Source organism: Streptomyces sp. NPDC051172 (assembly GCF_040682555.1).
Lineage (GTDB): Bacteria > Actinomycetota > Actinomycetes > Streptomycetales > Streptomycetaceae > Streptomyces.
Genome location: NZ_JBFBBE010000189.1, coordinates 1,508 through 12,643 on the forward strand (window position 1 = coordinate 1,508; position 11,136 = coordinate 12,643).

General features: G+C 67.6%; 9 protein-coding genes. 2 read left to right on the plus strand and 7 right to left on the minus strand.

Annotated features, from left to right (window positions below; all coding sequences use genetic code 11):
- Window positions 1–60 precede the first annotated feature (60 nt).
- The 7 genes from AB0N07_RS47520 to AB0N07_RS47550 all read right to left on the minus strand — a co-directional run bounded on the left by AB0N07_RS47520 (window position 61) and on the right by AB0N07_RS47550 (window position 10,129).
- Window positions 61–1,671 (minus strand): class I SAM-dependent DNA methyltransferase, encoded by a 1,611-nt coding sequence (locus tag AB0N07_RS47520; protein ID WP_365846678.1) that lies wholly within the window; start codon window positions 1,669–1,671, stop codon window positions 61–63.
- A gap of 8 nt (window positions 1,672–1,679) precedes the next feature.
- Window positions 1,680–3,188: a restriction endonuclease subunit S gene (locus AB0N07_RS47525; protein WP_365846680.1), complete on the minus strand. Its 1,509-nt coding sequence runs from the start codon at window positions 3,186–3,188 to the stop codon at window positions 1,680–1,682.
- Window positions 3,185–6,868, minus strand: coding sequence for a DEAD/DEAH box helicase family protein (locus AB0N07_RS47530; protein ID WP_365846682.1), 3,684 nt, complete (start codon window positions 6,866–6,868; stop codon window positions 3,185–3,187). The genes AB0N07_RS47525 and AB0N07_RS47530 overlap by 4 nt, the downstream gene beginning before the upstream one ends.
- Window positions 6,865–7,482 carry a hypothetical protein gene (locus tag AB0N07_RS47535; protein ID WP_365846684.1) on the minus strand — a complete coding sequence of 206 codons (618 nt, stop codon included), beginning with the start codon at window positions 7,480–7,482 and terminating at the stop codon, window positions 6,865–6,867. Before AB0N07_RS47535 ends, AB0N07_RS47530 begins: the two co-directional genes overlap by 4 nt.
- 127 nt (window positions 7,483–7,609) lie before the next feature.
- The gene (locus AB0N07_RS47540) at window positions 7,610–8,185 is read right to left on the minus strand and encodes an HD domain-containing protein (protein ID WP_365846686.1); all 576 of its coding nucleotides are present in this window, start codon (window positions 8,183–8,185) and stop codon (window positions 7,610–7,612) included.
- 268 nt (window positions 8,186–8,453) lie between these two features.
- Window positions 8,454–8,927: a hypothetical protein gene (locus AB0N07_RS47545; RefSeq protein WP_365846688.1), complete on the minus strand. Its 474-nt coding sequence runs from the start codon at window positions 8,925–8,927 to the stop codon at window positions 8,454–8,456.
- Between the two features lie 11 nt (window positions 8,928–8,938).
- Window positions 8,939–10,129: a helix-turn-helix transcriptional regulator gene (locus AB0N07_RS47550; protein ID WP_365846690.1), complete on the minus strand. Its 1,191-nt coding sequence runs from the start codon at window positions 10,127–10,129 to the stop codon at window positions 8,939–8,941.
- Window positions 10,130–10,426: 297 nt separating this feature from the next.
- On the opposite strand from AB0N07_RS47550, the gene AB0N07_RS47555 reads away from it, so the two are divergent.
- Together AB0N07_RS47555 and AB0N07_RS47560 are read left to right on the plus strand one after the other, a co-directional pair.
- A complete protein-coding gene (locus tag AB0N07_RS47555; RefSeq protein ID WP_365846692.1) occupies window positions 10,427–10,873 on the plus strand; it encodes an ATP-binding protein in 447 nt (148 codons plus the stop codon).
- Between the two features lie 11 nt (window positions 10,874–10,884).
- Window positions 10,885–11,052 (plus strand): hypothetical protein, encoded by a 168-nt coding sequence (locus tag AB0N07_RS47560; protein WP_365846694.1) that lies wholly within the window; start codon window positions 10,885–10,887, stop codon window positions 11,050–11,052.
- Window positions 11,053–11,136: the final 84 nt, after the last annotated feature.

Consider the following 11,136-nt stretch of genomic DNA (forward strand, 5'->3'; position numbering starts at 1 on the left):
GGCTGCGGCGCGGTGGGGGGCGGGGTGCTACAACACCACCCACCGGCCCGCCGTCTGGGGCTACTTGCCGTCGGCCGACGGCGGTACGTCCTTCTTCAAGGCGCGGGCCACGGCCGTGAACTGGGCCAGCGCCACTTCGAGTTCGTCGACGATCTCCTGGGCGATCACGTCCGGCGACGCGTACTCCTTGGTCGCGGCGGCGTCGGATTTGAGCACCGTGAGGTCGAGGTTGACCTTGTCCCTGGCGATCAGCTCGTCGTAGTCGTACGCGCGGAAGCGGTCACTCGGTGTGCGCTTGCTGAAGTCCGTACCCCCGGAGTGGTACGCGGCGACAAAGCCATCGAGGTGCTGTCGGCCCAACTGGCGCTGCTTCAGGGTGAAGCGCTGGTCCGTCCGGAAGTCATAGACCCAGAGCTGGCGCGTACCCGGGCGGCCTCCGGTGCGCTGGCCGGTCTTGTCGAAGAACAGGACGTTGGCCTTGACGCCGTTGGCGTAGAAGATGCCGGTGGGCAGGCGCAGCAGGGTGTGGACGTCGCAGAGGTTGAGGAGGTTCCTGCGGATGGATTCCCCAGCGCCGCCTTCGAAAAGGACGTTGTCGGGGAGGACGAGGGCGGCTCGGCCGTTGGTCTTCAGCAGGTTGTAGATGTGCTGGACGAAGTTGAGCTGCTTGTTCGTAGTCGGCGCCCAGAAGTCGGTGCGGGAGGTGTACGACTCACCAGTCACCGAGCCGACGCCGAAGGGCGGGTTGGCGAGCACGATGTCGTAGTGCCGCTTCGGGGGGCGGGCCAGGGAGTCCTGGAAAGTGATGAGCGGCTTGGCCTCGGAGCTTCCGATACCGTGCAGCAGCATGTTCATCAGGGCCAGGCGGCCGGTCTCGCGGACGAGTTCGTAACCGGTGATCGCGCCGGTCTGGAGGGCGCGTCCTCTGTCGCCGTACAGCTGGTCCTCGTAGTGCTGGACGAGGTGGGCATGCGCGGCGATGAGGAAACCACCGGTGCCGCAGGCCGGGTCGGTGATGCTCTCGCCGGGCTTCGGCTGGACGCAGTCGACCATTGCGTCGATGAGCGGGCGGGGCGTGAAGTACTGGCCGGCGCCGGTCTTACGGTCCTCTGCACCGCGCTGGAGGAGGCCTTCGTAGGCGTCGCCCTTGAGGTCCTGGTTCTCGGTGGTCCAGGTGTATGGGTCGATCAGGTCCTTGATCAGGCGGTCGAGGACGGCCGGTTCGTGGATCTTGTTTTGCGCCTTGGTGAAGACCTCCCCGAGCATGGTGCCGCCGCGCTGGCCCAGGTCCTTGAGGATGAACTCGTAGTGATCGAGCAGCGCTTCGGCGGACCGGGTCGTCAGGCTCTTCCAGTCCCGGCCCTCGGGGACGAGAGGCTTCTCGGGGGCGTTGCGCCGGAAGGCCGCCGGGCGGCTGGCTCGCTCGTCAGCCATTTTGAGGAAGAGGAGATATGTGAGCTGCTCGACGTAGTCGAGGGTGGAGACGCCGGAGTGGCGCAGCAGTTCGCAGTACGACCAGAGGCGGTTGACGAGGGTGGAGGTGGGCGCCGGGGCTGCGGGGGCGGCCTTGGTCCTCGGTTCCGCCGCACGCGGGGCGGGGGGCGTGTCCTGTGCCGCAGAGGCCGCCTCGGCGGAATCCTCAGGGACCGGTGTGTCTGTGCTGCTGCTCATGACGGTGCTCACAGGGGAAGTACCTCTTGGGTGCCGGCCGGGACCGGTCGGCCGGAGGTCTGGGGGGCGTCCGGGGAGGTCGTGCGGGACACACGCGTACGCCGCGACTGCTTGACAACGGCGGCCCGCTGAGCGCGGATCCGGTCGAGGAGGACGGACGCGGGTTCGTCGTCTGGGTCCTGGGGCATCAGGGCTCCAGTAACGGCTGCGTGGAGGAGAGCACCACGGAGCTTCGAAGCCATCGCCCAGCCGTCAGCCACCGCCTCTCGCAGTCCCCGCAGATCATCTTCTAGTTCCTGCACGCGAGCGACTATATTGCGCTGCGTACCGACTGGCGGAATGGGAATTTCGAGGTTCTGAATCTTCCCTTTATTGAGAGCTGGCTGATTACCGCCTGAGGCCTCCCTGCGCGTTTCCTTATAGCGAGCCATAAGAAAGTAGTATACAAACTCGGGCAGGATCTCGGTTTCCGAGACGCGGATCGATGCGCAGTTCTGGTTGTGTGCTGCAGGAATATCGAGGATTGCAGCCTGCCCTCGCGTCCGCCCTTCACCAATCATCGCAATCATCACAGTTCCTGCCGGATGAATCCGAGCCTCGGGATTGGCGATCGAATCAATCGTAATTGACTCTCTCGTGGACGAAATGCGAGCGAATGACACCTCGCCACTGCTCACCCAGGGGACATCGCCACCCCAGTAGGCCGAATTATCGCGCGAAGGAGTTGATCCAACAGCGACCTTAAAAAGGTTCCCTATTGTTGCCCATCGCCATCCATCGGGGATATCCCAAGGCCCCTTGTCCAGGGCGACAGAGTCCGGCACGAGAAGCCGCGCATCTCCCTCGGAAAGGTCTTCGGGAACGAGTTTTCCACGCAGAGTATCGTGAAGGGCGACCTGAAGAAGACGCTCCCCTTTTGCGCCCGCGACGCTGAGAGCCCCTTCTCCCGCCTCGATGTACACCAGCTGCTCGTCCAGCCTGGCGACGATGCGGCGCTGTTCGGCGAGGGGTGGCACTGGGATCTCCAGTTCCATCAGGTGTGACACCTCAAGCGACGCAACAGTCGTACCGCTTTTCCGGCAGTCCGCGAGGATGCGCTGCTCCTGCGAGGCGATGATGAAGGCCAGCCACCTACCGTCAATCCCCTCGTATGGAACGACGGCCTTCATGTCCTGATTCAGAGTCACCTTGAACGGGACGTACGCAACGGGAACTTTACGCTCAAGGATTCCGGAGCGGACCACGATCGCGACCGCACCAGCGGGGAGCAACTTGACCGGAGAGGCGTCTAGAGCGGATTCGTTGATGAGGTCCTGAGTGCCGGAGAGGACAGGCTCTCCCATGTCCTTCGGAGAAAGCCACGGGATCGTGCCGTCAGTCCAAAACTCCGGGTTCTTCTTCGACGGCGTTCCGCCCCCGAACCACTCGCCCAGCTCTCCAAGCGTCGCTCGACCCCAGCCCACCGGCAATTCCCCGGAGCCCGGACCCTCCGGCCCCACGCCCGAGTCGGTCGTCACGCGCTCAGCTCCCTGTCCAGCTCATTGATGATGTGTTCCGCCCGTGTCCCCCCGAATTCCGCGAGGAATCCGTCCGTTCCGTTGCGCGAGGTGAAAGGGGCGTAATCGAGGTCCGCGGTGTCGAAGCGTACACGCTCGGCTGTGGCCGCGGCGATACGGTCGAGCCACCAGCGTTGACGTTCGGTGAATCGTGCGCCCTGCTGTTCCTGGCGGGCGATCCAGGCCTGGTAGCGCTCGCGCACCAGCTCTTCGTAAGGGCGTGGTGCCGGGGCGCCCTGCGCGGCGCCGCCCGCGAGTTCGTAACGCAGCAGGGAGAGCAGATCGGAGGCCGTGTGCTTGCGCGTGGCTCCGTCAGTCACCGCCTCGCCGAGCTTTTCGTACGCCTTCCACAGTCTGTCCGGGGTCCAGGCGCGCGGCGGGCGCGCGATGCTGCGGGCTACGTCGTAGAGTCGGTCCATGGCGACGCCCGGCGGCACGTCGGAGCTGGCGCTGAACGCGACGGACATCGCCGCGATCTCGTCGCGGTTCTCCGCGATGTACCGGCGCCAGTCACGGACCGTCTCCGCCGCCGCGTCCTTGTCGTCGACCGCGGCCCCCGCGCGGAGAAGCTCGTCGGCTCCGTTCTCGTCGTACAGGATGTCCTTCGCGCGCCGCATCTCGAGGAGGCGGGCGCGCAGCGGGGGCGTGGCGGCGAGGGGTTGGACGGCCTGCTCGATGAGGTCGCGTACCGCGCGCTCGGGGTCGCGGCCGGCGCGCTCGGCGGCCTCCCTGGCTTCGAGCTGCCGGTCCGCCGAGACGGCGTCGACCATCCCGTGAACGATCTTCGTCAGTTCCAGTCCGCCACTCAGGCGCTGGACCTCGACGCGCTCCTCGTCAGTCATCTGGATGTCGAGCTTGGCGAGGCGGGCCGCGAGGGTGGAAACCTCTTCCTCCTCGATGGTGTTCGCGGCGGTCTTGCGCAGCAGCTTCTCCAGGCTGATCTGTTTGTCGGTGTGGCGTTCCAGCGGTGCCGCGTCGACCTTCGGTTTCTTCGTCACACCCACCGCGTCGACGATCACGAATCGGGTCTTGGGACCGACGCCGGGGGTGACCTTCTCGAAGTCCGTGAGGGACAGGGTCCGGGCGCCGCGGCCCTTCATCTGCTCGAAGTACGCCCAGCTCTTGACGTCCCTGAGGAACAGCAGGCACTCCAGGGGCTTGACGTCCGTGCCCGTGGCGATCATGTCGACGGTGACCGCGATGCGCAGCTCGGGGAGGTTACGAAAGGCGGCCAGGCGCTCGGAGGCGTTGCGGGCCGCGCTGGTGATCTTCGCGCAGAAGGCGTTGCCCCTGCCGAAGACGTCGCGGATAACCTCGACGATCTCCTCGGCGTGATTGTCGTTCTTGGCGAAGACCAGTGTCTTGGGCACGTACATCTCGTCCCACCGCAGCGCGCCCGTGGCCGGATCGTGCTTCGCCCGCTCGGGGAAGATCTCCGTGAACAGGCGGTCGCGGAAGGTCTGGACGACCGTACGGAGCTGATCCTTGCTGATAACGCCGACACCGACCTGGCTGGCGCCGTACTCGATGTCCTCGTCGATGTCCTCGTAACGCTGGCGGCGTGTCCGGCGGTCACGGACCGGGATCGTGCCGTGCGCAATGACGCCGCCCTCGGCCGTTATCCGCGTCTCGATCTCGTAGACGGAGAAGTCAACGTTGACCCGGTCGGCCACCGCCTCCTGGTAGGAGTACTCGCTGACCAGGTTGCCGTTGAAGTAACCGAAGGTCTGGGCGACGGGAGTCGCGGTGAGGCCGATGATGGGGGCGTCGAAGTACTCGAGGACGGAGCGCCACTTGCCGTAGATGGAGCGGTGGCACTCGTCGACGACGATGAGGTCGAAGGCCTCCGGGGGGATGTCCGCGTTGTAACCGACCTCGATACCGCCCGGCACGTCGACGTCGTAGTCGATCTCGCCGTCGCCGCGGTCGCTGCCCGGCAGGCTCGCACCGGTGAGCTCCATGTAGAGGCGCTGGACGGTGGAGATGACTACCTTAGAGGAGGCGAAGATGCCCTCCGCGCCGAGGCGCTGGACGTTGTAGAGGTCGGCGAACTTGCGGTCGGTGTCGGGGGTCTTGAAGTTCTCGAACTCGGCGAAGGCCTGCACACCGAGGTTGTTGCGGTCGACGAGGAACAGGACGCGCTCGGCGCGCGCGTACTTGAGCATCCGGTACGAGAACGTCACGGCCGTGAACGTCTTGCCGGCGCCGGTGGCCATCTGGACGAGGGAACGGGACTGCCCCATCCCGTGCTGGCCCTTGCCAAGTGCCACCGAGTCCTCCACGCCGCGCACCGCCTTGACCTGCGCCGGGCGCAGCGGGCGTTCGTCGAGGTCGGGCATGCGCCAGCGCAGCCGGGCCCGGTAGCTGGGGGCCTGCTCGTCCTCCTCGGCCTGGCGGATCCAGCGGGCGAGGGTGCGCGGCTGGTGGAAGGAGAAGATGCGGCGGGTACGGGAATCCGGGTCGAGGACAGACCGGAAGCGAGTCTCGCCGCCATCGCTCACGTACCGGAACGGAAGCGGGGTACGCCAGGCGTTGAGGCGCTGTTGGGCGTCGGTGAGATGGTCGGCGTAACGGTCGGCCTGTGCCTCGGCGGCGGACAGGTCGGCGCCCTCGCGCTTGGCCTCGATGACACCGACGAGCTTGCGGTCGACGTAGAGGGCGTAGTCGGCGCGGCCCTTGGCAGTGGTGACCTCGCGAACGGCGACGCCGTTGCCTCGCCGGTCCCCCTGGACGTGAAGGTTGAGGTTCGCGCCTCCGTTCTGGACGTCCCAGCCAGCCGCCCTGAGCATCGCGTCGAGCCGCTCGCGGACCTGTACCTCGGTGAGGGGTTCGCGGGAGGCCTGCTCCGCGTTGTCGAGGAGACGGGCACGCTCGGCAACGGCGGCCGACGCGGCTGCCCGGTCGGTGCGGTCGGCGCGCCTACGGCCGATCCGCGTGGCCTCGGCTGCAGCCTGGAACTCCTTGAGCTGGTCCTGCATTGCCGAGACGGCACGGGCCAGCTCTTCACGCTCGGCCTGCGCCTGGGCCAGCTCGCGCTCGACAGCGGTCCGGGCGGCCTGCTCGGCCTGGGCCTGGGATGCCTGGTCGTGGTAGCTGAGGCGGGCCTCTTCGAGATCCCTGCGGGCCTGGGCGACGTCCTGGAGCAGGCGCTCGTTCTCAGCGGCCGGGGTGCGGTCGGGGCTGGGCGGCACGAACGGCAGCTGCTCGCGCGAGCCGGTGAGCAGCCGGTGGTACCAGACCGCGAGCCGGAAGCAGGTGCGCAGGGCCCGGAAGGCGTCGTCGGCGCTGTCGAGTCCCGCATGGGTCGCTCCATTGCCGAGAGTGCGCACCTCATGGAAGGCGGTGCCCACGTCGCCGTGGAGGTAGCCCTCCTTATCCAAAGCACGCAACCTGTCGAACTGGGTGCTGCCCTCCACCCGGACCCGGCCGCGGCTGACCAGGTCGGCCGCCATTGCCTCTGCGAACTGACGGGATTTGATCAGGGACGTGTTCGGGTCGCTGAAGACATGACTCTCGGCGGCGGTTCCGTACGCGACGAGCAGCGGAAGATGCGGCAGCAGGAAGCCGAAGTTGCGGGACTGCCCGGCCAGGCGTACAAGTCGGGGGTCTGGTGCCTGAGACGCCCCGCCTGCGCTGCTCATGGGGTGATACCGCCTTTCGGGAGGTCGTCGATGTTTGTGCAGCGTGATCGCCCGCACAGCCTAACCGGCGGCCGGTCTTCTGCGTCGGTCTTCGGCACCACAGGCAGGATGTGGGGAGCGGGGTCCCAATCTCCGGAGAGCGGGGAGACGGGCCCGGTAGCTACGGCCGACCGGACCCGGCTGTCGCTTACGGAGTGGACGTCACGCGCGTATGCGTCGATGCGACACAGCAGCGGCCCGTCCTCCGATGGGTAGGCCGGGCTCCACTGCTTGAGTTCGACAACGACGTACGACGGCTGGTTGGTTGTCGGGTGGGCACCGGAGCGCAGGGCGTCCGCGCGCTTGCTGGTGAGGGGCAGGCTGTACTCGACGATGACCTCCACGTCGTCGAGCCCGGCTTCGATGAGCGCGTTGTCGAGCGCGGGGAGGCTGCGTTCCAAGGACCGTATCTCCGCCTGTGCGGGGCTCCGGTCATGCTGGTGACGGAAGTTCTCGGTCAGATGCAGCGCCAGCGACCCTTCGAGGAGGTGGCCGGCCACGGACGCCGCGGACTCACGGAACAGCGAGAAAATGCCCCCAGGCAGCACGAAGAAGGCTCGTGCGGGTGGGGGCATGTCCTCCGATGTCCGCCGCGCAAGCGGATCAGGAAGCCCGTCGGGCCGCTGAGATGGTGTTCGCCATCCTAGGTGAGCATGTCGATCACGCGGAGGGGGCGGGGGAGGGTTCAGTCATGCGGAGTCTTCACTCGCCGAGCGCCACGCGCAGCCAATCCAGGGAACCTGCCTCCAGGACCGCGTCAGCGAGCGCACGGCCCGTCTTGGTGACGATCCGCCGCCGGCTGTTGTCGATCCACCGCTGAGCATTGGCATAGCCCCGGTCCCGGTATTCGATGTCCTGGATCATGCACTCCAGCTTGTCGGCGTCTCGCGCGCAGACCGCTTCCGGGGACTCCTTGGCCTCGTACTCGGCGACCAGATCGCGTACGGCTTCGGCCAGGAGCTCGGGCATACCGGCCACTTGGTCGGCGGTGATATCGCGGGGGTCGGCCTCGCCGCCGCTGTACTTCTTGCCCAGGTGGTTGACGTCCCCGGTGCGGCTCTCCTGGGAGTCGTGCCAGACGGCAAGGAACGCGGCCCGGGCCGGGTCGGCCCCCTCCAGTTTCGCGATGATCGTGGCGATGAGGGCGGTGCGCCAAGAGTGCTCGGCGACTGACTCGGGATGCTGCACGCCGGCCATCCACCATCCGGTGCGAGCCGTGTTCTTCAGCGTGCCCGCCTCGTACAGGAAACGGGCGACCGCGGTCAGGTCCTCGGACACCGTGGGGCTCCTCTCACGCCTCGGCGAGGCGGATCGCGTACTGGATGTTCTCCAACTTCCGTCGCCCGCAGGGCGAGAGCTCTTGGCTGTCCAAGATCACGGGGAGGCGGTCGGGCAGCGCCCGGGCTGCCGCACCTGATCGTAGGAGATTGGGGAGGGCTCACTTCGGCGTAGGAGTTTCACGGCACCCGCGCACGGTTGTTGGCCACGACACTACTGATCACCGCGTACACAGGCCGTCCCCAGAGTCGGGCTGCCATAACGCCGTTCAGCGTGAGGCTCCCCCCGGCCACAACACCCGTACAGGGACCCCGTTGCGTTCGGCGTAGTCCACCACGTCCGCCGTCCCGCCATACCCCCGCGCAGGCTTCCCGTCCCACACGGCCAGCAGCTCATCGACCAGCCCGACGAGGATTTCGCTGCCCGCCTGGTGAGCCTCGGACGTCGACTCGGTCATGCCGGTTTCGTGCACGTCAGACGCCTGTCGGATCAGCTGGTCGTACGTGTCGTGATGCCACTCGGGAAGGCTGTCGCGATACTTGGTGGCAGGAATGACGACTTCGAGGCGCCCGCCGTGCATCAGGACAGCCTCCGCGAACCAGGAGTCGGGACCGTCGGCGATGCAGGAGACCCCGACCAGCTCTGAGGCGTCGTAGTCGCGTACCGCCTCGTCGAGCATCGCCCGCACCCGTTCCTCGACCTCGGCGCTCAGTCCGCGGTGTCCCGTGATCCCCACCCGCACTCTGTATCTCCTCACAAGTAGACGCCGTGCAGTTGCTCGTCGAAGTCCCGCACCACCTTGGGTGGTGTGCTGGTCGTGAGGGTACGGCGCATTGTGCGCGCCCGTTCCACGATCCGTCCCGACCGGTACTTGAGCCCGGTGTTCAGCGCGCGGGAGGCGAGAGCGAACGCCGCCTCGACGCGTCCTGAGGCGAGATGACCGGAGGCGATGTCGAGCACCAGCAGCGCGCGCTGTTTTTCATGGCCGGTGGCCAGCGCCTCGGTGTCCTCGGAGAGCACCCAGTCAGCGAGGCCGAGCCGTGCGCCGCAGGCCACTCGAGCGGCGGCGACCTTCGTTTCGGTGAAGGTGAACACCCATGGCCATGGAGGCGGTTCTTGCCCGTCCAGGGTGGCGACAGCGGCCCGTGACGATGTCAGCGACCGGTCGGCACGGCGTCGGTCTCCGGCAGCCGCATGCGCCAGAGCCTCGACGCTGGAGAGCCATGCGTCCGCGATGGCGGGACGCCGGTCGCCGAGCGCGCGGCGGGCCTTCGCTGCGAGGTTCAGGGCCTGCACGCCGTTACCCGCGTGGGCCTCGAACTGGGCCAGGCTGCCGGTCTGGTAGGCCGTCAGCAGCGGGTTGCCTGCCGCCTTGGCGGCCTTGATCGCGGAGCCGTACCACGTGCGTGCGCTGCCGTTGTCGCCCATGTCCCACGCTAGCCAGCCGGCGAGACTCGCCGCCTCGCTGCCGACAGCCGCGAGGTGGAGACGTTGCTCGGGGCTTGCGTCGCGCGTGATGCTCTGGATCAGGCGCACGTGGGCGCGTACGGACTCTTCCAGGTCCCGGGAGGGGGTGGAGCCGTCGAGCCGTCTGTAGGCGGATGTGCTGAGTCGGAGAGCTGCCGCCTGCCCGCCGGTGGTGTCGGCTGTGTCGGGGAGTGCGGCCAGAGCCGGGGTTGCGGCCACGGCCACGGCCCCGCCGAGGAAGCGGCGTCGGTCCACGTCGTCAGACCCGTCCTTCGCGTGGGTCTGGGGGTGGCTGTCGGCGAGCCCGACGAATGTCGGCGGGATCTCCAGGTGCGCGGCAGCCGCCGCCAGAATATTGATGCTGTAGGCCGAGGTTCCCTTCTTCTCCAGACGGGACACGGCGGACTGGCTCATGCCCAGGGCTTGGCCCAAGGCGGTCTGCGTGATCCGCCGGTCGATGCGGACGAGTTCGATCACTCGCCCGTAATCCCCGGTCCGGGATGCCTCTCGGATCGGCCCTGTCTGGAACTCCACGACCTACCCCCAAGCTACGAGTCTCCACGGCACCGCGCGCCTACCCGTACCCGCTGAGCGCATATCCGTATGCGGGTGCCGCATCTGTGATGGTCCCACGTCACACAGTGATCGTTGACTGGTGACAGCACAACGCCCCTCGCTGCAAAGGGAGTTCGGGCAATTGTGCGACGGCGGTACGCCCCCTGTTTCTCTGCCGGGGGCGGACCATCCCCCCGCCCCCGGACCAAGGCGTGATCCATGACGATGACGGCGACCAAGCCCCGCCCCAAGGGATACCCCGGCTACAGCGAAACCCACCCCCGCATCGAAGCGACGGCGCCCCTGGCCCGTGGCCTGGTCCGCACTGCCTGCGCCATATGGGGCCTTCCGGAAGAGATGACCAAGGCGGCCGCCGTAGTGATGGCAGAACTCGTCTCCAACGCGGTACGTCACGCCTCAGGCCCATCAGTACGGGTCACCGTCGACCGGCTTGGCGACGAACGCGTGCGCCTGGCGGTCCTCGACCGCGCTCCCCACAGGCTTCCTGACCTGCGGACCCCGGAGGACGAGGAGCAGAGCGGGCGCGGGCTGGTTCTCGTCGAGGCCATGAGCGATCGGTGGGGCTACGACCGGCTCGGCCCCGCAGGCCGCCCATGGGGCAAGCGCTGCTGGGCCGAACTCGCCGTGAAACCGGCCGACCTGTGATCCTCGACGGCTTGGGTGTGGCCTCTGAGGAGGTGGCCGGGCCGCCGCGCCGGCGGCGAACCCGCATCGGTTGGAGGCAGGTAGCCGCCCAGCTTCTCTTCGTCGTCGCGGTCGCCGCGTTCCTGCTCGCGCTGCTTTCCTACGGCGGCGTAGTGGCGCCGAAGACGCCCGCCCCCTGAGCAAGGGCGGGACCGGCTCGGAGACGCCCCCCCCGTCGCCGCCGAGCCACCGGCCGCCCGCCCCATCCCCTTCCGTCCAGGGGC

What these genes read in the sequence shown, in the direction of transcription:
- AB0N07_RS47520 (WP_365846678.1), bottom strand. Translation starts at nt 1,671, where the DNA reads ATGAGCAGCAGCACAGACACACCGGTCCCTGAGGATTCCGCCGAGGCG.
- AB0N07_RS47530 (WP_365846682.1), bottom strand. Translation starts at nt 6,868, where the DNA reads ATGAGCAGCGCAGGCGGGGCGTCTCAGGCACCAGACCCCCGACTTGTA.
- AB0N07_RS47535 (WP_365846684.1), bottom strand. Translation starts at nt 7,482, where the DNA reads ATGCCCCCACCCGCACGAGCCTTCTTCGTGCTGCCTGGGGGCATTTTC.
- AB0N07_RS47555 (WP_365846692.1), top strand. Translation starts at nt 10,427, where the DNA reads ATGACGATGACGGCGACCAAGCCCCGCCCCAAGGGATACCCCGGCTAC.